Raw genomic sequence first — 20591 nt, forward strand, 5'->3', positions numbered from 1 at the left:
GGTTTCCCCGGCACCTACCAGCCCCAGGTGACAACACTCTCAGGATCATCGATCAACAGAGGGTCGCAATCATGCCCGGGACCGGCAGGCCAGCACACCCTCATCCTGCAACAGGAAACGGGCTACGAAAAAGGTAACGAGGGTTGGCGGGAAAAGCGCATCAAGGGAGAGAGCGTTGGCGAAAAGGGCGCAGGATGTGAGAGAGCGTCGCCCTGGGGGAGAGGCGCGTCAGGCGGTTTCGAGGCCCCGGTGGTCCACCGGGCATTCGGCCTGGGGGGCTGCGGCGGCCGGCTGCTCCACGGTGATGCCGTAAAGGGCTTCGAGGGCTGCAACGTAGTCATCCTGCTGGCCGTTGGCGGCAAGCTCGCGGGCGCGCACCGTAGGAACGTGCAGGAGCTGCTTAACCATGCGGCGGAGCGCGAATTCCACTTCCTCTGCGGCGGCCGTGCAGCCGTGCCGGGCCCTGACCTTTTCCATTTCCGCGTCCAGGACACTCATGGTGTGCCGGCGCAGGGCAACGATGGCGGAGTCCACGGACCGGACCTCGCGCTCGTGCTCGAAGGCCTTGGCGGCGCCGCTGACGATGCCGCTGGCCTGGGCCAGCGACTCGGCCTGCTCCTGGGGGGCCGCAAGGCGGACTGACTCCAGGGTGAGAAGCTCCACGCCGTCCAGTTCGCCAACCCCGGGGTCGAAGTCGTGGGTGAGTGCGAGGTCGATGGCAATCAGCGGCTGCGGGGAATCCGCCCGGACGTCAGCCAGTTCATCAGCTTCCACCCTGGTGTCGGAACCGCTGCAGCCGATCATCACGTCTGCCGCCGCAACGGCCGGCCGGAGTGATTCGGCGTCGAGGGCCGTGCCGCCCCGGGTTGCCACAAAACCTTCGGCGCGGCCGGAAGAGGAGAAAACGGAGATGTCGGTGCAGCCGCGTTCGCGCAAGAGGGCCATGGTAGCGCCGGCGTAGGCCCCCGTGCCGAAGACCACCACCTTCTTGCTGGACCAATCCGGATTCTCGGACAGGTCCGTTGCCAGATCCAACGCGACGGAAACGATGGACAGGCCCCGGGAGCCGAGGGCGGTTTGCGCGCCGACATCCTTGGCCGTCTTGGAGGCCGCCTGGAACAGCCGGACGAGGCCGGAACTTGCCGTGCCTTCATGCTGGGCGGTGATAAGGGCCCGCCTGACCTGCCCGGCGATTTCGCGTTCTCCGACCACGGCGGAGTCCAGGCCTGCGCTGACGGCAAACAGGTGCTGGCTGACTTCCGGACCGGTGCGGGTGCTGAAGGAGCGTGAGACGAGGGGTTCGCTCAGGCCGCTGACTTCGCTGATCTGGGCCACTAAAGCGGCGCGGGCAGCCTCCACATCGTCCGGATGGGGGGCCTCGCCATAGATTTCGTAGCGGTTGCAGGTGGCAAGGACAATGGCACCCGTCACTGCCGGCGATCCGGAGAGGGCGGATGTGGCGATCCCCGAAGAGCCGCTGCTCAACTGAGCAACGGTCTCAAGATCGATGTCGGCGTGTGTAGCCACCAATGAAAAAAGAACCACAGCAGGACAATCATAGCTTTTTCGTTACTCGGTAGAACAACTCCAGGCGCGGACCGTCGCACGCGGAAGCTGTGATTCCTGCCACGGCGCGGCCGGAGCGCCTCGGGATGACACTTCGTCGTTATCTTTTGCAGCCGATTTTCGGCACAATCAGAGGCATGACTTCCAGCCCCGCCATGTCCCCTGCCGGCGCCCTCGCCGCAGACCACCCGCTGCTGGACGGCCGCACCGCAGATTCCCCGCTGATCACGGCCTACCGCGGAGGCAAACCGTCCCGACGCCCCGTCTGGTTCATGCGGCAGGCCGGACGCTCGCTGCCCGAGTACCTCAAGGTCCGCGAAGGCGTCGCCATGCTGGACTCCTGCCTGCGCCCGGAGCTGGCTTCCGAGATCACGCTCCAGCCGGTCCGCCGCCACGACGTTGATGCGGGCATCTTCTTCTCCGACATCGTCATTCCCCTAAAGCTTGCCGGCGTAGGCGTGGACATCGTGCCTGGAGTGGGACCTGTCCTGGACACTCCGGTCCGCACTGCCGCAGATGTGGCAGCGCTGCCGCAGCTCACCTGGGAGTCGCTGGAACCGATCCGCGAAGCGGTCCGCCTCACCGTGGCTGAACTCGGCAGCACCCCGCTGATCGGCTTCGCCGGCGCACCGTTCACGCTGGCTGCGTACATGGTGGAGGGCAGGCCGTCCCGTGACCATCTGGGCCCGCGCACCATGATGCACGCCGACCCCGAAACCTGGAACGCCTTGGCCAACTGGGCTGCAGACGCCTCCGGCATGTTCCTGCAGGCACAGCTTGAGGCCGGCGCCTCCGCGGCCCAGCTGTTCGACTCCTGGGCCGGTTCCCTGGGCCTGGCGGACTACACCAGGTATGTGGCGCCCGCCTCGGCACGAGCCCTGGACCATGTGCGGCACCTCGGCGCCCCGCTCATCCACTTCGGCACCGGCACGTCGGAGCTCCTCGTGGCCATGCGTGACGTGGGAGTGGACGTGGTGGGCGTTGACTACCGGCTGCCGCTCGATGAGGCTAACCAGCGGCTCGGCGGCACGGTACCGCTGCAGGGAAACATCGACCCCGCCCTGCTGCCGGCCCCGTGGGAAATCCTCGAGGCTCACGTCCGCGACGTCGTAGCCGCAGGTTCGGCGGCCCCCGGGCACGTGGTCAACCTGGGGCACGGCGTCCCGCCGGAGACTGATCCCGCCGTCCTCACGCGGGTGGTTGAACTCATCCACTCCATCTCCCCGGAGTAGTCCCATGGGCAGCATGCCGGCACAGACCCGGACCGCGCTGGTGCTGGGCGGCGGCATTTCGGGACTGCTGTCTGCCCGCGAGCTTACTTCCGCCGGTTATGAGGTCACAGTCCTGGAAGCCGGAACGGAATGGGGCGGTTGCGTGGGCAGCCACACCGTTGCCGGCCTGACCCTGGACAGCGGCGCGGAATCCTTCGCCACCCGTTCCGACGCCGTTGCACGGCTTGCCGGGGAGCTTGGCCTTGCCGGCAGCATTGTGCAGCCCCGGCCCGGGGGAGCCTGGGTCCAGCTTCCGGACGGCCCGCGCGAACTGCCCAAGACGGGCGTCCTGGGCATCCCGGCCAACCCCTGGGACCCGGAAGTCCGGAGGTCGTTGGGCCCCGTGGGAACCCTCCGGGCCACCCTGGACCGGTTCCTGCCGGCGTCGGTGGGGACGGCGGACGACGTCATCAGCGTCTCCGCCCTGGTGAAGGCACGCATGGGGAGCAGGGTCCTGGAGCGCCTGGTTGCCCCGGTTGTTGGCGGCGTGCACTCCGCGGATCCCGGACTGCTCGACGTCGACATGGTGGCTCCGGGGCTCCGCGCCGGAATCAGGCGGCACGGCTCCCTGGCCGCTGCGGTTTCCGCCCAGCGTCGCGCCGGCACAGGGTCACCTGCGAACGACGGCCGGAGCCAAGAGCCTGCGGCTCCGGCAAAGGCGGGCTCTGCCGTTGCCGGCCTTGAACGCGGAATGCACACCCTGGTCACCGCTTTGGTGGACGACCTCCGCGACCGGAGGGTGACGCTCCTGTCCGGCACGCCCGCCTCAGGTGTGGCCCGGACGCCTGAAGGGTGGCGGGTCAGCTCCCACGGAGCAACGTTCGACGCCGGCACGCTGGTTGTGGGGGTGGACGGTCCGGCCGCCGTCGACCTTTTGGAAGCCGCAGTCCCCGCCCTGGCGGGACGACGGCCTCCTGCAGGGCCGGACGTCAAGCTCGTCACACTCGTGGTCAACAAGCCCGAACTGGACCGCCGGCCGCGCGGCACAGGCATCCTGGTGGCGCCCCAGACCCCCGGCATTGAAGCGAAGGCCCTGACCCACGCCACCGGCAAATGGGATTGGCTCGCTGACGCGGCCGGCCCTGGCCGGCACGTGGTCAGGCTCTCGTATGGCCGAGTGGACGGGGCCGGAGGGCAGCCCGGCGGCCCGGACACCGACGAGGAACTCTTTGCCGCGTCCCTGCGGGATGCACAGGCCCTGCTGGGCGTGGCCATCGCCGCGGAGGACGTCGTGGACTGGGATGTGGTCCGGTGGCGGGGGTCCCTGCCCTTCGCCGCCGTGGGGCACCGCGCCCGCGTGGCGGAAATCCGGAAAGCCTGTGCCGCTGTGGGTAACCTGGCCGTCGTCGGCGGCTGGGTGGCCGGTAACGGGCTGGCCGCTGTGGTCTCCGACACGATTGAACAAATCCGGAACCTGGACCGCTAAATCCCCTGGCACTTCTTTCGACGGCCTTCGCCGGCTCCCTCAGCCACGGCATAGACCAACAGATGTGACGTTGCGCACTTCTACGGCTTGTAGAAGTTGTTGGTTTCGACTTGGCGGGTACGAAGGGGCAAACTTGTAACCATGAGCCACACTTCTGCCGAATCTGTCACTAAAACCGAAGAATCAGCCGAGCAGTTTTTCACCCTCTGGACGGTATTCAAGCGCTCCGAAACCCTGATCCGCAGCGCCGACGCCGCCGCTGACTTCGAGGCCCTCCTGGAACGGCTGGCCCAGGCCGGCGTGACGCACCGCGGCAGCTACGATGTCTCCGCCATGCGGGCAGATGCTGACGTCATGGTGTGGCTCCACGGCCCCAAGCCGGAAGCGCTGCAGCAGGCCATCCGCGACATCCGCCGCAGCACCCTGTTTGCGGGCACCGAGATTGTCTGGTCCGCCATGGGCGTGCACCGTGAGGCAGAGTTCGCCAAGAACCACACGCCCGCATACTCCCGCGGGGTCGCACCGGCGGAATGGCTGTGCGTCTACCCGTTCGTCCGCTCCTACGAGTGGTACATCCTCCCTGAGGAAGAGCGGGGCGCAATGCTTCGGGAACACGGCCTCCTGGGCCGGGAGTTCCCGCAGGTCATCTCCAACACCGTTTCCTCGTTCGCACTGGGCGACTGGGAATGGATCCTGGGCCTCGAGGCCCCCGAACTGGTGGACCTGGTGGACCTGATGCGCCACCTGCGCGCCACCGAGGCACGCAACCATGTCCGGGAGGAAGTCCCGTTCTACACCGGACGCCGGATTTCCCCGGCAGAAGTAGCGGAGGTGCTCGCATGAGCCAGCTTGACCCCACAAACGCCGGCGCCGTCGTCGTCAACCCTGTCACCGAGGCCGGGCGGATGGCACCCAAGAACTACGACGCCGTCCTCCTCGCCTCCTTCGGCGGGCCGGAAGGCCAGGAGGACGTCATCCCGTTCCTCCGCAACGTCACCCGCGGGCGCGGCATCCCGGATGAGCGGCTGGAGGAGGTCTCCCACCACTACCGCGCCAACGGCGGCATCAGCCCCATCAACCAGCAGAACCGGGAACTCAAGGCCGCCCTTGAGGCCGAACTTGCCGCCCGCGGCATCGAACTTCCGGTCCTCTGGGGCAACCGCAACTGGGCGCCGTACATTCCGCAGACCCTGCAGGACGCGTACGACGCCGGCCACCGCCGCCTCCTGATGATCACCACGAGTGCCTACTCCTGTTACTCCAGCTGCCGCCAGTACCGTGAGGACATCGGCATGGCGCTGACCGAAACCGGGCTGGACGGCCGGCTGGAAGTGGACAAAGTGCGCCAGTACTTCGACCACCCCGGGTTCGTGGAGCCGTTCGTTGAGGGCACCGCCGCCGGCCTCGCGGAAGTCCGGGAAAAGCTTGCAGCCGCAGGCACCCCCGACGCGCCGGTGCAGATCCTGTTCGCCACCCACTCCATCCCCACCCGGGATGCGGAGGCCGCAGGCCGCTCCGAAGGCGAACCCCGCGAATTCACGGAAGGGTCCGCCTACGTGGCCCAGCACCTCGCCACGGCTGCCGCTGTCATCCGGCGCGTGGAAGAGGAATCAGGCCTGACGGCACCGTGGTCCCTGGTGTACCAGTCCCGGTCCGGGGCACCGCACGTGCCCTGGCTGGAGCCTGACATCAACGATGCTATCGAGGAACTGGCCGGCAAAGATGTCAAGGGAATCGTCATCGTCCCGCTCGGCTTCGTCAGTGACCACATGGAAGTTGTCTGGGACCTGGACACCGAAGCCCTGGAAACCTGCGCCAACCTGGGGCTGACCGCCACGCGCGTCCCCACACCCGGCACGCACCGCAAGTTCGTCAACGGCATGGTGGACCTGATTTCGGAGCGGACGGCGGCCAACAACATCGCTGACCGCCCGGCGCTGACGGACCTCGGTCCCTGGTACGACGTCTGCCGGCCGGGGTGCTGCCAGAACTTCCGGGGCGAGAAGCCCACCATTGCCGGTGCAGACACCACCGTGGGCACCGGGCATGACGCCTATCCCGGCGCCAGCCAGCCAGCGGCGGCCGGGGGAGCGCCGCAGCAGTGACGGTCCGGATCGGCACCCGCGCCAGCAAACTGGCGCTTACCCAGACGCAGCAGACCGCGGACCAGCTGGCCGCCGTCGGAGGCTTTCCGGTGGAGCTCGTCCACATCCGGACCGACGGCGATGTCCTGACCGGCTCGCTCTCCCAGATGGGCGGCACCGGCGTTTTTGTCGCCGCCCTGCGGGATGCGCTGCTGCGCAACGAATGCGACGTGGCCATCCACTCGCTCAAGGACCTGCCCACCGGCGCGGCCGTCGGGCTCAGCCTCGCGGCCACGCCGCGGCGGGTGGATGTCCGCGACGTCCTGTGCGCCCGGGACGGACTGAAACTGGCTGACCTCCCCAACGGCGCACGGGTGGGTACCGGCTCGCCCCGGCGCGCCGCCCAGCTTCGCGCCGCACGGCCGGACCTGGAGATCATCGACATCCGCGGCAACGTGGACACCCGCCTGGGCCGCGTCCCCGGGCTGCCGGGCAACACCATCACCGAGGTGGTACCCGGCAAGTCCTGCGACCTGGACGCCGTGGTGCTGGCCGCCGCAGGCCTGGAACGCATCAGCAGGCTGGACACCGTCAGCGAGTTCCTCGAAACCGACGTTATGCTTCCCGCCGCCGGGCAGGGGTCGCTGGCCATCGAATGCCGCACGGCTGACGCTCCGGCCCGCCCCGGCTCTGCCGAAGGCTCCAGGGACGTGCTGGCCCAGGCTCTCAGTGCACTCGACGATCCGGATACACGGCTCGCGGTCACGGCTGAACGCGCCCTGCTGGCACGGCTGGAGGCCGGCTGCGCAGCACCGGTTGGCGCCTACGCCTTCCGTAAGGGCAGCATGCTTTACCTGGAAGCCGTGGTGTGCGCCGTGGACGGCACGGCCTCGGTCCGGGACAAGCGCGCAACCGACGGCCTCACGGAGGTGGGTGCCACGCTGCTCGGCATTGAACTGGCAGAAGTCCTGCTGGCCGCCGGTGCCGCGGACATCGCGGACCTCCAGGCCTCCTGATTTCGGCCATGCGATTACCTGTCCAATGCATCCGGCAGGGCCGGCTGGGACGCGGGTAAACATGCAGGAGAAGGATCTGCCGTGGGAGCGCCCACTGGCCGGGGCGCGGGTATTGATCACGCGCAGCCCGGAGCGGTCGCTGCCGCTCGTGGACGCGCTGCAGGATGCAGGTGCCAGCGCATTCCTCCTGCCGTTGATCGACTTCGAACGTGCACCGGACCAGCACTCCCTCGATGTGGCCTGCGATGCCCTCGGTGCCGGGGCATTCGATTGGCTGGTGGTCAGCAGCGCCACCACAGTCCATGTACTCACGGCCAAAGCCGCCGAACGTGGACTGGTGCCTGCCCAGTGGATCCCGGCCCGCACCCGCATAGCCGCGGTGGGGGCGGCAACGCGCAGGCTCCTGGAGGACCGGGGGCTTGCCGTGGCACTGACACCAGCGGCTGACCAGTCCGCGGCAGGCCTGCTCGCTGTGTGGCCGGGTGGGGACGGCAAGGTTCTGCTGCCGCAGGCGGACATCGCGTCGCCGCGCCTGGCGGAAGGCTTGTCGGCAGCCGGAAGCACCGTGACGGCAGTGACCGCATACCGCACGGTCGACTACCCCGCCGCGGCGGAGCGCAGGCTGGCCATCCCGGCGGAAGGCGGGGGAGCGGACTTGCAGCCGCCGTCGTACGCCCTGCTGACACCTGAAGACGCCGCAGCTGAGCTGGCGGACGGCCGCCTCGACGCCGTCATTGCAGCTTCCCCCAGCGCCGCCCGGCGCATCCATGCGCTGTCCCCGCTGCTCGGGTGCCAGTTCGTGGCCATCGGGCGTTCGACGGCGGACCAGGCCGCCGCGCTTGGCATGCCGGTGGCTGCCATCGCGGCTGAGCCGTCGCCGGCAGGGCTTGTAGCTGCCGTCGCGGCAGCACTCCTCACGACGGAGGATGCCGGCGGAGAACCACCCTGACGCGCGGGACGCCCGCCAGCGGCCACCCACTCACCGCCCGAACCAACGCCAAGGACAGGACCATGACTTTTCCCAGCCACCGCCCCCGCCGCCTGCGCACCACGCCCGCCATGCGCCGGCTGACCGCCGAAACCCGCCTGGCGCCGGCGGAACTCATCCTTCCCGCCTTCATCCGTGAAGGCCTCACGGAACCCAACCCCATCACCTCCATGCCGGGCGTTGTCCAGCACACCACGGAAACCCTGAAGCGTGCTGCTGCTGAAGCGGTGGAACTCGGGCTGGGCGGCATCATGCTGTTCGGCATCCCGGAAAACCGGGACGCCCAGGGAACGGCGTCCCTTGACCCGGATGGCGTCCTGAACAAGGCCATCAGGGACGTGCGCGCCGAGGTGGGAGACGACCTGGTGGTCATGAGCGATGTGTGCCTGGATGAGTTCACGGACCACGGCCACTGCGGCGTGCTCGACGCCGACGGGTACGTGGACAACGACCGCACCGTGGAGATCTACGCACGCATGGCCGTGGCCCAGGCTGACGCCGGCGCCCACATGCTGGGCCCCTCCGGCATGATGGACGGCCAAATCGCCGCCATCCGTGCCGCCCTGGACGGTGCGGGCCACACCAGCACGTCCGTCATCGCGTACTCCGCCAAGTACGCCTCCGCCTTCTACGGTCCGTTCCGCGAAGCTGTCGACTCCCAGTTGAAGGGCGACCGGCGGACCTACCAGATGGACGCCGGCAACCGCACCGAAGCCCTTCGCGAGGTGGAACTGGACCTCGCAGAAGGGGCCGACATCGTGATGGTCAAACCCGCGATGAGCTACCTGGACATCGTGGCCGACGTCGCCGCCATGAGCCCGGTCCCGGTGGCGGCCTACCAGATCTCCGGCGAGTACGCCATGATCGAGGCCGCTGCCGCCAACGGCTGGATCGACCGGCGCTCCGCCATCACCGAGTCCGTGCTGGGCATACGGCGCGCCGGCGCCCACATGGTGCTGACCTACTGGGCCGCAGAACTGGCCGGCTGGCTGAAGGAGTCCTGATGGCCAACACACCGGCTCCCCGATCCGTAGCGGTTCCCGAGAGTCCCACCGCCCCGGCTGGACCAGGCCGGATCCTCCTGGGCCTGAACACGTTTGGCGATGTCGGTGAGAACCCGGACGGAAGCCCGCAGCCGCATGCCCGGGTGCTGCGCCAGCTGCTGGAAGAGGCTCAACTGGCGGACGCCGTCGGACTCCATGCCTTTGGCGTCGGCGAGCACCACCGCAAGGACTACGCGGTGTCCGCGCCGGAAGTCTTCCTCGCCGCCGCTGCGGCCCGCACCACCCGGATCCGGCTGGGCTCGGCTGTCACCGTCCTGAGCTCCGATGATCCCATCCGGGTGTTCCAGCGGTTCGCCACCGTGGACGCCATCTCCAGCGGCCGTGCCGAAGTCATGCTGGGCCGCGGCTCCTTCATCGAATCGTTTCCGCTGTTCGGTCTGGACCTGGCCGACTATGAGGTCCTGTTCGAGGAAAAACTCGAGCTGTTCGACAAGGTCCGGGCGCAGAAGCCGGTGTACTGGGAAGGCCGCACCAGGCCGGCCGTATCCGGGCTGGGCGTGTACCCGCCGCTGGAGCGCCACCTGCTGCCCACCTGGATCGGAGTGGGCGGCACGCCGGAATCCGTGCTGCGCTGCGCCCAGTACGGCTATCCCATCATCTTCGCCATCATCGGCGGGCAACCCCGCGCCTTCCGCCCGCTCGTGGACCTGTACCGGGAAGCCATGGCCAAGTACGGCCACCCCATGCAGCAGGTGGCCACCCATTCACCCGGACACGTGGCTGACACCGACGAGCAGGCCCGCGAGGAGCTCTTCCCCCACTGGCTGAAGCTGCGGAACAAGCTTGGCGCCGAGCGGGGCTGGGGACCGGCGGGGAGGGGCGAGTTCGACGCCCTGTGCGCACCCGAGGGCGCCCTCTACGTCGGCTCGCCCGAAACTGTGGCCCGGAAGATCGTCCTGCTCAAGCAAAACCTGGGCGTGGACCGCTTCGACCTGAAATACAGCAACGGGCCGCTGCCGCACTCCGCCATGATGCGCTCCATTGAGCTGATGGGCACGGCGGTGGCGCCCCGGGTGGCAGAACTGCTGGCCGATTCACCGGCCCGCTAACTGAGAGAATAGGAACCATGACTTCCAGCAACCCTCGCAACGAGGAACTTTTCGACCGCGCCCGCCAGCTCATGCCGGGCGGGGTCAACTCGCCGGTCCGTGCCTTCGGGTCCGTGGGCGGAACGCCGCGCTTCATGGTCTCCGCCAAGGGGCCGTACCTGACCGACGCCGACGGCAAGGAATATGTGGACCTGGTGTGCTCATGGGGTCCGGCGCTGCTGGGCCACGCGCACCCCGCCGTACTGGAGGCCGTCCACGCAGCCGTGGACCGCGGCCTGTCCTTCGGCGCCTCCACCCCGGATGAGGCGAACCTGGCCGAGATCGTCAAGGAACGCGTTCCCGCCGTCGAACGCCTCCGGATGGTGTCCACCGGCACCGAGGCCACCATGACCGCCGTCCGCCTGGCGCGCGGCTTCACGGGACGCAACCTCATCATCAAGTTCGCCGGCTGTTACCACGGCCACCTGGACGGCCTCCTTGCCGCCGCAGGTTCCGGCGTCGCCACCCTCGCCCTGCCCGGCTCCGCAGGTGTCACGGAGGCCACCGCCGCCGAAACCCTGGTGCTGCCCTACAACGACCTCACCGCCGTCAAGGAAGCCTTCGCCGCGCACGGGCAGAACATCGCGGCCGTGATCACCGAAGCCGCCCCCGCCAACATGGGCGTGGTGACCCCGGGGGAGGGCTTCAACCTCGGCCTGTCCCGCATCACCCGTGAACACGGGGCACTGCTCATCGTGGATGAGGTGCTCACCGGTTTCCGTACCGGCTACTCAGGCTACTGGGGGCTTACCGGCGGAGCGCCGGACGCCGCCGAGCCGTGGACCCCGGACCTGCTCACCTTCGGCAAGGTCATCGGCGGAGGAATGCCGACGGCGGCCCTCGGCGGACGTGCCGACGTCATGGACTACCTGGCACCCACGGGTCCCGTCTACCAGGCCGGAACGCTCTCCGGAAACCCGGTGGCGATGGCGGCCGGTGTGGCCACCCTGACCCATGCCACCCGGGACGTTTACTCCTTTATCGATGTCCGCTCGCTGGAACTTTCCTCGGCACTGTCCAGCGCCCTGGACTCCGCCGGGGTGGACCACTCCATCCAGTTCGCCGGCAACCTCTTCTCGGTGGCCTTCGGCACCTCGGCCAACGGCGTCCACAACTACGCCGACGCCCAGGCGCAGGAAAGCTTCCGCTACGCGCCGTTCTTCCACTCGATGCTGGAGGCCGGGGTATACCTGCCGCCGTCGGTGTTCGAGGCCTGGTTCCTCTCCGCCGCGCACGATGACACGGCCATGAACCGGATCTTCGAAGCACTGCCGGCCGCAGCGAAGGCCGCCGCCGCGGCGCAAGGCTAGCTCCGCCGTCGTTCTTTCAACAAGGAAATCCCCGCCTTCCGGACAAATCCCCCCTGCATGCAAAGGGGAAAAGTCCAGGAGGCGGGGATTTCTGGCTGTGCCTGCCAGTGAACCTAGAGGACGTCCGAGAGGAAGCCCTTCAGCCGGTCCGTCCGGGGCGCGGTGAAGATCTGCTCCGGCGGGCCGGATTCCACCACAACGCCGGCATCCATGAAGGTCACGGTGTCCGACACGTTGCGGGAGAATCCCATCTCGTGGGTTACGACCACCATGGTCATGCCGCCCTTCGCCAGGTCGGCCATCAGCGCCAGGACGCCTTTGACGAGCTCCGGGTCAAGGGCCGAGGTCGCCTCGTCGAAGAACATGACCTCAGGCTTCATGGCCAGGGCCCGGGCAATGGCCACACGCTGCTGCTGGCCGCCGGAAAGGTTGGCCGGGCGGGAGTCGGCCTTGTGCTTCAGGCCCACCAGGTCCAGCTGTTCCAGGGCTTCGGCGCGGGCCTGCTCCTTGGAGAGCTTCCGCAGCTTCCGCAGCGCCAGCGACACATTGTCCACCACCGTTTTGTGCGGGAACAGGTTGAACTGCTGGAACACCATGCCGATCCGCTGGCGGAGTTCGTCAGGGTTGTCCTTCAGTACCGAACGGCCGTCCAGGAGGATGTCGCCCTGGTCGGGTTCGATCAGCCGGTTCATCACGCGCAACAGCGTGGACTTGCCGGATCCTGACGGGCCGATCACGGAGGCCGTGGTGCCCTTCTCCACATGCAGGTCAATGCCGCGGAGAACATGGTTGTGGCCGAAGGAAAGGTGCAGGTTCTTGCCGGTCAGGGTCCCGGAAACAAATTCCGTCATGCCTGTGCCCCCTTGCCGATAGGCGCTGCCAGCTCGTCCGGTTCCTTCTTTTCCGGCTTGCCGGTGCGCAGCCGGTTGTCGATGAAGTTCACGAAGTGAGTCAGCGGGACGGTCAGGATCAGGTACAGCACCCCGGCGGCCACCAGCGGAGACAGGTTTCCGGTGTTGGCCATGGCGTCATTTCCGATCCGGAAAATTTCCCGGTCGGAGGCGGCGAGCCCAAGCATGAACACCAGCGACGAGTCCTTCAGCAGCGAGATGAACTGGTTCACCAGTGCGGGCAGCACCCGCCGAATGCCTTGCGGCACCACCACCAGGCGCATGGAACTGCCATAGCTGAAACCCAGCGCCCGGGATGCCTCAAGCTGGCCCTTCTCAACACTCTGGATACCCGAACGGAAAATTTCACCGATGTAGGCAGCCGCGATCAGGGTGAGGGCGAGGATGCCCAGGGGGTACGGGTTCCGGGACCCGGTGATTTCCCTGGCGATGGGGCTGAGCCCGATGCCGATGACCAGGATCACCAGGATGGCGGGCAGGCCACGGAAGATGTCGGTATAGATACGTGCCACCCACCGGGCTCCCGCGTTGCGGGAAATGCCCATCATGGCCAGCGCGAGTCCCAGCAGGGAACCGAAGATGCCGGAAGCCACAGCCAGTATCAGCGTGTTGGGCAGGCCCACCATGAGCAGGGCGGGAATGACTTTGGCCATTTCCTCCCAGTTGAAGAAAGTGTCAGCCAGTTGGTCCAGGAGTTCCATAAACGTCCCGGCTCAATCAGTTCTGCGGAACCGTGGCGGCCTTGCTGCCCGGCTTCCAGTCGGCCGGCATCTCGCGGTCCGGGTACCACTCCTTGGTCAGCTTGGACCAGGTTCCGTCGGCGATGACGGCGTCAAGGCCGGAGTTCAGCGCATCGATCAGCGGCTGGTTGTCCTTGGCCACGGCGTAGGCAGTGAAGTTCTGCGTGTTGACGACGGATTCGGCAATGACGGTGCCGTCGCCTTCCTTGACCTGGCCGGTCGCCTGCTGGGACGGCGCCACCCAGGCGTCCACCTGGCCGTTGCGCACGTTGGCGTACACGGTGGCGTAGTCCGGGAAGCGGATCGGCTCGAGCTTAAGGGTGTTGGTGACGTAATCGTCCTGGACGGTGCCCTGGACCACGCCGATGCGAAGGTCGCCGGTGAGGTCGTCGAAGCCCTTGACGTCGCTGTCGGTCTTGGCAACCACGGCCATGAAGCCAAAGTCGTAACCGTTGGTGAAGCCGACGTTCTGGCGGCGGGCGTCCGTGGTGGAGATGGAGGAGGATCCGACGTCGAACTGTTTGGTCTGCACCTGGGACAGGAGCGCCGAGAAATCGGTGGCCACGAATTCGACCTCAAGGCCGAGCTCGCCGGCGATCGCGCGCAGCAGTTCGTTGTCGTAGCCCGTGAACTTGCCCGAGGGGTCGATGAAGATGTTCGGCGGGGCGTCGGACAGGGTGCCCACCTCAAGCTTGCCTTCGGTGTTCAGGCCCAGCTTGGTCGTGTCGATCTGGTCGACCGGGGTGACGTCGGCGGTGGTGTACTGGTCCAGCGTCTGCTGGTCGCTGCCGGCGAGGGCGTCCGTGGGTGTCCCTGTAGGCTCGGCGGAGCCTGAGCCGCACGCGGCGAGGGAGGCAGCCAGGGCGAGTGCCACAGGAGCCGTGGTGAGCCACTTCATCGCTTTGATTTTCATCAAGTTGTCGCTTTCATCTGAGTCATTAGTCAACCGGGCCGCGAGGCTGCGCTGGTGGCGCCTGGCACCTGCCCGGCGCTGTTCAAGCACTGCAAGGCAGGGGTGACCGCAAAACTTTATTCTCTCACCTGCGGTTTTTCGGTTGTGATTCGAATAAAAACAGCCCTGATGCAGTCAGGAGCAAATGTTATTCAACAGCTCGGCGGTAATACGCTCCGACTGAACGTTCTGGGCAAGGGTATGCCGAATGAGGGAGGAGGTTTCCTGCCCGCCAATGTGAAGCCCTGTTACTGTGACTTGCCTCGCATCCGTGCGGCAGCACGATGTCAGAAGCCGCCGAGGCTCGCGTCCTGAGGGGGGAGTACCGGCCAGTCGCCCTCGATGACGGCAGCCGGCTTGGTTTTCCGGAGGTAGCCCTGGAAGTCTGCCGCCTGGCTGGTGGCCCAGTCCACCTGCAGCTGGTGGAGCTGGGTCGCGGGCATCATCAGCTTTGGGAATTTCCCGGCCATGGCGTCCAGGACCCGCAGCGTTGCCAGGGCATCGGCCGCAGACGTGTGGGCGTTGTCCAGGACCACCCCATACTCTTCACACAGCGCCGTCAGGGTGCGCTTGCCCTTCCGGTAGCGGTCCACCTGCTTGTTCATGATGTAGGGGTCCAGGACCGGGAAGCGGCTCAGCTGGGGCACGCCGTAGCGCGCCGATTCCGCGGCCAGGACAGTGAAATCGTAGCTTGCGTTGAAAGCGATGACGGGGATGTTCGTGTCAAAAAGGTCCTGTAGGACGGCGGCAAGTTCCTGCGTTACTTCGTGTGCGGGCCTGCCCTCCCGCCGGGCCTTTTCGGTGGTGACACCGTGTACGTCGCTGGCTTCCGTGGGAATCTCCACCCCGGGATCGGCCAGCCAGTCATGTTCCCTGATGACGTCGCCGTTGTGGTCCACCACCGTTACGGAGGCCGTGACGATGCGTGCAGCCCGCGAGTTGCGGCCCGTGGTTTCCAGGTCGAAAGCTGCGCGGGGGAGGGTGTTCCAGGTGCTCATATGTCAACGCTAAAGGGCACCACTGACAATTCCGTGGAGCGCCACTGCCGCTAGATTGGATCAATGCGGATTGAGTACGTGGAGGCGGTGCTGGCCATAGTGGAACTGGTGCCCGCCGCATCCGCCATGGCGTACGGGGACGTTGCCGAGCTGCTGGGCGCCGGCGGCCCCAGGCAGGTGGGCGCCGTCATGAGCCACTACGGTAGCGGCGTGCCCTGGTGGCGGATCCTCAAGGCGAGCGGCCACGCACCTGCCGGGCACGAGGCTGAGGCCCTCCGCCACTACCTTGCCGAGGGCACGCCCCTCCTGGGCGCCTATCTCGAATACCAGCGGACCCGGGAAGGACGCTGGCGTGTGGATCTTCAGGCCGCCCGGTGGGCGCCCGCCGAAGACGAACTGGACGTGATTGATACTGTTGCCGAGCAGCTGGAGCGGCGGCTGCATGGATTGTCGGTGGCTGATGATGGAATGTCTGTGTGACAGTAACAACGCCCTTCACCGGCCCACGCGACGAGTACCGGGACGACTCCCCGGAAGGTCCTGCACCCGATGCGGATGCAACGGCAGGGACTGCAACAGGCAGCACGGACCGCAATCAGGGAAGCCCGGCCGCGACAGGCCTGAGGCTGCTGCCGCCCCGCCACGTCCATGCGGCTGAGCCCCTGCTGTCGGAGGACCAGGAGGCCGCGGTTGATGTCCCCCACGGCGCCGGGCCGGTACTGATGCCCGGCGCTCCGGGAACCGGCAAGACCACCACCCTCGTCGAGGCCGCCGTCCGCAGGGCGTTCCGGGACGGCGTGGATCCAGAGCGCATGCTGATCCTGGCACCCAGCCGCCTCGCGGCAGACACCCTTCGTGACCGCTTCACCGCACGGTTGGACAGGAGCCTGAGCACAACGCCGGCGCGTACCTGGGCGTCCTACGCTTTCGATGTCATCAGGCGCGCGAAAGCTGAAGGGCTCCTTTCCTTGTCCAGGCCGCCGAGGCTCCTCTCCGGGCCCGAACAGGACCTCATCATCAAGGAACTCCTTGAAGGACACCGGCTCCCGGGCCTGGAACTGCCGTGGCCTGCCGATATGGAGGGGGCGCTGGAAACGCGCGGCTTCCGGCAGGAAGTCCGGCAGTTGTTTGACCGGATCATCGAATCAGGGCGCACCCCGGAGGACCTGGTGCGGCTCGGACATGACTGCGGCCGGCCGGACTGGGCTGCCGCCGCCGCGCTGTACGCGGAGTACCGGGACATCCTGGACCTGCGGATGCCTGAGGCTTTCGACCCCGCCGGGATCATCACGGCCGCCCGGCAGGTCTTCCAGGATTTTCCTGCGTTCCTGGCCGCGGAACGGGACCGGCTGCAGGTCATCCTCGTGGACGACATCCAGGAGGCCAACCCCGCAGTCTTTGAGCTGCTGGCCGATATAGCGGGCGGCAAGGACTCCTTCGTCACCTTCTGCCCGGACACCGTCGTCCAGGGCTTCCGTGGGGCAAGGCCGGACCTCGTCGCGGAACTGCCGCACCTGCTGTCGCCGGGGGCACCTGTGGTGGAGCGTCCGCTGCGGCATGCCCACCGGCAAGCTACCGCGGTTGCCGACGCCTGGCTAAATGTTGCCGGACGGATCTCCCAGCGTGCGGGCGGCCAGCTGGCCAGGCGCCTCGATCAGGCCGGCGGAAACAAGCCGGAAGGGGCAGTGGAAGCACACCTTGTTCCGTCCGCCGTTCATGAACTGCGGTACGTGGCCCAGCGGATCCTGGACCAGCACATCAACCGGGGCCGTGACCTGGCCGACGTCGCGGTCATTGTGCGCAACGGCGCCCAGGTCAGCGAGTTCCAGCGTTATCTGTCCGGACAGGGAATCGCCGTGCGTGTTCCCGTGGCAGAGTCCGCCGTCCGGGACGAGGTGGCCGTCCGTCCGCTGCTTGATGCCTTCGCCATCGCGCTGGACACGGCACTGCTCACCCCCGAGGCCGCAGTATCGCTGCTCACCTCGCGGATCGGCGGGGCAACGTCCATCGAGCTCCGCCGGCTGCGGCAATCGCTGAGAAGGGAAGAAATCCTGGGAGGCGGAGGCCGGACCAGCGACTCACTACTGGTCGAAGCGCTGCTGGAGCCTAACGCGCTGTCAAGCCTTGGCATCGAGGGCCGCGCCGCACGCCGGGCGGCACGCATGATCCAGGCAGGCAGCAGGGCGGCTGCTGAACCGGGGGCCAACGCTGAATCAGTCCTCTGGGCCCTCTGGGACTCCACTGGGCTCGCCGGCGCCTGGACCGAAACGGCGCTCTCCGGCGGACCCCACGGGGCGCGTGCGGACCGTGACCTGGACGCCATGATGGCGCTCTTCCACACCGCGGAGCGGTACGTGGACCAGATGCCCGGGGCAGGCCCCGAGCAGTTCCTCGAATATCTCCTGAACCAGGAGCTCCCCATGGACACCCTTGCCGCACGCGCACAGGTGGACGACGCCGTCGAGCTGATGACGCCCGCCAGTGCAGCCGGACGTGAATGGCCGGTGGTGATTGTTGCCGGCCTCCAGGAGGGCGTCTGGCCCAACACCCGGCTCCGCGGCGAGCTCCTTGGAAGCACTCTCTACAGCGATGCGGTGGAGCACGGCGCAGGCTACGCCCTGCAACGGGATCCCCTGAGCCGGCTTCGCGATATCCGGTATGACGAGCTCCGGAGCTTCTCCACAGCAGTGTCCCGCGCCCGCGAACTGCTGGTATGCACCGCCGTATCCTCCGAAGACGATCAGCCGTCCTCCTTCCTCGACTATGTGGCGCCTTTGGCTCCTGGCCAGGAAACCCGCGGCTTCACTGCAGTAGAGCGCCCCATGACGCTCCGGGCGCTCGTCGCCGAGCTGCGGCAGCACGCCCAGCTGGATGGAACGGACGCTCCGCAGGCGGAGGAAGCGGCCAGGGTGCTTGCGCGCCTGGCCAGGGCGGAGCCGCCCGTCCCGGGCGCGCATCCGCAGAGCTGGTGGGGCCTTCCCCCGCTGAGCTCCGACGCGGCGGTGGTTCCACCCGGCGGGACGGTTTTCGTGTCACCGTCAAAAGTGGAGACAGTCCAGAAATCACCGCTCGACTGGTTCGTCCAGGCCGCAGGAGGGGAGCCTGCCACCGACTTCGCCCGAAGCCTGGGCACCCTGGTCCACGCGATTGCCCAGGAACTGCCGGATGCCTCCGGCTCCGAGTACATCGCGGAACTCGTCCGGCGCTGGCCTGCGCTGGGCATGAAGGACACTTGGGAAGGCAGGCTTGATTTCCAGCGTGCCGAGTCCATGGTGCGAAAGCTGGCCCAGTATGTGCTGCTGATGCGGAGCGAGGGCAGGAGCCTCGTTGGCGTTGAGCAGGACTTCGAGGTGGCGCTTGGAACGGTCCCCGTTGATGATGCCCCGGACCGGGACGCGGTCCTGCGCGGCCAGGTGGACCGGCTGGAGATCGATGCCGAGGGCCGTCTGGTGATTGTGGACCTGAAGACGGGAAAACGTCAGCCCGGCAAGGGGGAGCTGGCACGGCATCCGCAGCTGGGTGCATACCAGGCAGCGGTGCTTGCCGGCGGGTTCGACGACGGTCCGGGCAGCCAGGCGGGTCCGGTACCCGGCGGGGCGGTACTGGCCCAGCTGGGAACCGGAGCGAAAAATCCGGCCATCCAGCAGCAGGACCCGATCGATCAGCAGGACAACTGGGCCCTGGATATGGTGAAGGATGCAGCTTCGGTAATGGGCGGCAGTGCCTTCGAGGCACGGCACGATCCGTCCAAAGGCAGCCACGGCGGCCACGGCTGCCGGCTCCCCGAGGTCTGTCCGTTGTGCGTGCGTGGAAGGCAAGTGACTGAATGATGCAGGACGTGCAAGAGCAGGAGGCTACCCTTGCCGCCGGGCCTTCAGGTGGCAGGGCCGTGGCTGCCCGGGAGGAAGCCGCTGCCGCCACACCGCCCCGGCCGCGGTTCAGCCCGGAAGAACTTTCCGTGCTCCTGGGTGAAAAAAACGTGCCGACTCCGGAACAGTCGGCGATCATTGCGTCTCCGCTGACCCCGCGGCTGGTCATTGCAGGGGCAGGGTCGGGGAAGACAGCCACCATGGCGGACCGCGTGGTGTGGCTCGTGGCCAACGGGTGGGTCAGGCCGGAGGAAGTCCTGGGCGTGACCTTTACCCGGAAGGCAGCTGGTGAACTGGCGTCGCGCATCCGTGCGAAGCTGGCTGCCCTCCAGCGCCTGGTTGCCCAGGACAGGATGGCCCAGGACAAGGCTGGCAGGGATAACGGTCACGGGGTTTTCCCGGAGGGACTGCTCAGCAGCGACGCCCTGGAACCCAAAGTTTCCACCTACCACTCGTTCGCCAGTGGCATTGTCTCCGACTACGGGCTCCGGCTGGGGGTGGAGCGTGATGTGGTCCTGCTGGGCGGTGCGCAGGCCTGGCAGCTGGCCGGTGAGGTCGTGGAGGCCTACGACGGCGAGTATGGGCATTTCCGGGCTGCCAAGTCCACGCTGGTGAAGGCAGTTATCCAGCTGGCCGGTGAATGCGCCGAGCACCTCCAGGAGCCCGAGGACGTCGAAGCCTGGCTGATGGCGCGGTTGTCCGACTTCGAGTCACTCCCTTACCTTGCCGACAAAAAGAAGAACCCCCCGCAGGCAGTGGCCGATCTCGCCGGGATGCTGCGGACCAGGGCATCCGTGGCCGACATGGTCGGACGATATGCAGCGGCCAAGCGGGCCCGTGGTGCACTGGACTTCGGCGACCTGGTGGCTCTCGCTGCCCGAGTGGCACGCGAAGTCCCGCTGGCTGCCCAGATGGAGCGGCAGCGCTACAAAGTGGTGCTGCTGGACGAGTTCCAGGACACGTCCCACGCCCAGCTCGTGCTGTTTTCGCGGCTCTTCGGCGGCGGGCATGCGGTGACGGCCGTGGGTGATCCCAACCAGTCGATTTACGGATTCCGCGGAGCCTCGGCCGGGCAGCTCTTCCATTTTGTCAGGGAGTTTCCGGTGAGGACGGGGACCACCCGTCAGGCGGCAGCGGACGAAGGTGCCGCGGGGGAGCGGGCCGCGGAGGACACCGGGACCTGGGCTCCTGCGCCGACGTCCTACCTGACGACGGCCTGGCGGAACGGCCGCTCGATCCTGGCCGCGGCCAACGTCATGTCCGAATCCCTGGGCCGGGCGGGCGCGCAGCGCGGCCGCCCGGCCCAGG

At 67.5% G+C, this 20591-nt stretch carries 17 protein-coding genes; 12 read left to right on the forward strand and 5 right to left on the reverse strand.

The window, feature by feature from the left end; genetic code table 11:
• Nucleotides 1–228 precede the first annotated feature (228 nt).
• Nucleotides 229–1545, reverse strand: coding sequence for a glutamyl-tRNA reductase (locus ACKAE7_RS16995; protein WP_188727658.1), 1317 nt, complete (start codon nt 1543–1545; stop codon nt 229–231).
• Between the two features lie 158 nt (nt 1546–1703).
• Here ACKAE7_RS16995 and hemE point away from each other — a divergent pair, with 158 nt between their 5' ends.
• From hemE to hemL, 9 genes are all read left to right on the forward strand, one after another.
• Nucleotides 1704–2798, forward strand: coding sequence for a uroporphyrinogen decarboxylase (gene hemE / locus ACKAE7_RS17000; protein WP_408979820.1), 1095 nt, complete (start codon nt 1704–1706; stop codon nt 2796–2798).
• A gap of 4 nt (nt 2799–2802) precedes the next feature.
• Nucleotides 2803–4263 carry a protoporphyrinogen oxidase gene (gene hemG / locus ACKAE7_RS17005; protein ID WP_408979821.1) on the forward strand — a complete coding sequence of 487 codons (1461 nt, stop codon included), beginning with the start codon at nt 2803–2805 and terminating at the stop codon, nt 4261–4263.
• A gap of 141 nt (nt 4264–4404) precedes the next feature.
• The gene (gene hemQ, locus ACKAE7_RS17010; protein WP_188811698.1) at nt 4405–5106 is read left to right on the forward strand and encodes a hydrogen peroxide-dependent heme synthase; all 702 of its coding nucleotides are present in this window, start codon (nt 4405–4407) and stop codon (nt 5104–5106) included.
• Complete coding sequence (locus ACKAE7_RS17015) at nt 5103–6368, forward strand: ferrochelatase (RefSeq protein WP_408979822.1); 1266 nt, start codon at nt 5103–5105, stop codon at nt 6366–6368. Before hemQ ends, ACKAE7_RS17015 begins: the two co-directional genes overlap by 4 nt.
• Nucleotides 6365–7363, forward strand: a complete 999-nt coding sequence (gene hemC, locus ACKAE7_RS17020; protein WP_408979823.1) for a hydroxymethylbilane synthase — start codon at nt 6365–6367, stop codon at nt 7361–7363. Before ACKAE7_RS17015 ends, hemC begins: the two co-directional genes overlap by 4 nt.
• Before the next feature lie 61 nt (nt 7364–7424).
• Entirely contained in the window at nt 7425–8312 is an 888-nt protein-coding gene (locus tag ACKAE7_RS17025) for a uroporphyrinogen-III synthase (RefSeq protein ID WP_408979824.1), read from the forward strand.
• A gap of 62 nt (nt 8313–8374) precedes the next feature.
• Entirely contained in the window at nt 8375–9355 is a 981-nt protein-coding gene (gene hemB / locus ACKAE7_RS17030) for a porphobilinogen synthase (protein ID WP_188811706.1), read from the forward strand.
• Nucleotides 9355–10464, forward strand: a complete 1110-nt coding sequence (locus ACKAE7_RS17035) for an LLM class flavin-dependent oxidoreductase (protein ID WP_408979825.1) — start codon at nt 9355–9357, stop codon at nt 10462–10464. Before hemB ends, ACKAE7_RS17035 begins: the two co-directional genes overlap by 1 nt.
• Before the next feature lie 17 nt (nt 10465–10481).
• Complete coding sequence (gene hemL / locus ACKAE7_RS17040; RefSeq protein ID WP_408979826.1) at nt 10482–11813, forward strand: glutamate-1-semialdehyde 2,1-aminomutase; 1332 nt, start codon at nt 10482–10484, stop codon at nt 11811–11813.
• Nucleotides 11814–11926: 113 nt separating this feature from the next.
• Here the strand turns inward: hemL and ACKAE7_RS17045 are convergent, their stop codons facing one another.
• From ACKAE7_RS17045 to ACKAE7_RS17060, 4 genes are all read right to left on the reverse strand, one after another.
• Nucleotides 11927–12664, reverse strand: a complete 738-nt coding sequence (locus ACKAE7_RS17045; RefSeq protein ID WP_408979827.1) for an amino acid ABC transporter ATP-binding protein — start codon at nt 12662–12664, stop codon at nt 11927–11929.
• Nucleotides 12661–13425, reverse strand: coding sequence for an amino acid ABC transporter permease (locus tag ACKAE7_RS17050; protein WP_190609906.1), 765 nt, complete (start codon nt 13423–13425; stop codon nt 12661–12663). The genes ACKAE7_RS17045 and ACKAE7_RS17050 overlap by 4 nt, the downstream gene beginning before the upstream one ends.
• 16 nt (nt 13426–13441) lie before the next feature.
• Entirely contained in the window at nt 13442–14377 is a 936-nt protein-coding gene (locus ACKAE7_RS17055) for an ABC transporter substrate-binding protein (protein ID WP_190609909.1), read from the reverse strand.
• Between the two features lie 326 nt (nt 14378–14703).
• Nucleotides 14704–15414, reverse strand: coding sequence for a 3'-5' exonuclease (locus ACKAE7_RS17060; protein WP_190609911.1), 711 nt, complete (start codon nt 15412–15414; stop codon nt 14704–14706).
• A gap of 63 nt (nt 15415–15477) precedes the next feature.
• On the opposite strand from ACKAE7_RS17060, the gene ACKAE7_RS17065 reads away from it, so the two are divergent.
• From ACKAE7_RS17065 to ACKAE7_RS17075, 3 genes are all read left to right on the forward strand, one after another.
• Nucleotides 15478–15894 carry an MGMT family protein gene (locus ACKAE7_RS17065; protein ID WP_188811712.1) on the forward strand — a complete coding sequence of 139 codons (417 nt, stop codon included), beginning with the start codon at nt 15478–15480 and terminating at the stop codon, nt 15892–15894.
• A gap of 140 nt (nt 15895–16034) precedes the next feature.
• Nucleotides 16035–19244 (forward strand): ATP-dependent DNA helicase, encoded by a 3210-nt coding sequence (locus ACKAE7_RS17070; protein ID WP_194734658.1) that lies wholly within the window; start codon nt 16035–16037, stop codon nt 19242–19244.
• Nucleotides 19244–20591: ATP-dependent helicase (locus ACKAE7_RS17075; protein WP_408979828.1), on the forward strand; the 1348-nt coding region annotated here is incomplete at its 3' end. The genes ACKAE7_RS17070 and ACKAE7_RS17075, both read left to right, overlap by 1 nt.

The sequence above is a fragment of the Pseudarthrobacter sp. NKDBFgelt genome, from assembly GCF_046097905.1.
Classification (GTDB): Bacteria; Actinomycetota; Actinomycetes; order Actinomycetales; family Micrococcaceae; genus Arthrobacter; species Arthrobacter polychromogenes.

Bases quoted from the DNA above. Each gene is read 5' to 3' on its own strand.
- ACKAE7_RS17055 (WP_190609909.1), bottom strand. From the start codon at position 14,377: ATGAAAATCAAAGCGATGAAGTGGCTCACCACGGCTCCTGTGGCACTC.
- ACKAE7_RS17045 (WP_408979827.1), bottom strand. From the start codon at position 12,664: ATGACGGAATTTGTTTCCGGGACCCTGACCGGCAAGAACCTGCACCTT.
- ACKAE7_RS17015 (WP_408979822.1), top strand. From the start codon at position 5,103: ATGAGCCAGCTTGACCCCACAAACGCCGGCGCCGTCGTCGTCAACCCT.
- ACKAE7_RS17065 (WP_188811712.1), top strand. From the start codon at position 15,478: ATGCGGATTGAGTACGTGGAGGCGGTGCTGGCCATAGTGGAACTGGTG.
- ACKAE7_RS17035 (WP_408979825.1), top strand. From the start codon at position 9,355: ATGGCCAACACACCGGCTCCCCGATCCGTAGCGGTTCCCGAGAGTCCC.
- ACKAE7_RS17025 (WP_408979824.1), top strand. From the start codon at position 7,425: ATGCAGGAGAAGGATCTGCCGTGGGAGCGCCCACTGGCCGGGGCGCGG.
- hemE (WP_408979820.1), top strand. From the start codon at position 1,704: ATGACTTCCAGCCCCGCCATGTCCCCTGCCGGCGCCCTCGCCGCAGAC.
- ACKAE7_RS17050 (WP_190609906.1), bottom strand. From the start codon at position 13,425: ATGGAACTCCTGGACCAACTGGCTGACACTTTCTTCAACTGGGAGGAA.
- hemB (WP_188811706.1), top strand. From the start codon at position 8,375: ATGACTTTTCCCAGCCACCGCCCCCGCCGCCTGCGCACCACGCCCGCC.
- ACKAE7_RS17060 (WP_190609911.1), bottom strand. From the start codon at position 15,414: ATGAGCACCTGGAACACCCTCCCCCGCGCAGCTTTCGACCTGGAAACC.
- hemG (WP_408979821.1), top strand. From the start codon at position 2,803: ATGGGCAGCATGCCGGCACAGACCCGGACCGCGCTGGTGCTGGGCGGC.
- hemL (WP_408979826.1), top strand. From the start codon at position 10,482: ATGACTTCCAGCAACCCTCGCAACGAGGAACTTTTCGACCGCGCCCGC.
- hemQ (WP_188811698.1), top strand. From the start codon at position 4,405: ATGAGCCACACTTCTGCCGAATCTGTCACTAAAACCGAAGAATCAGCC.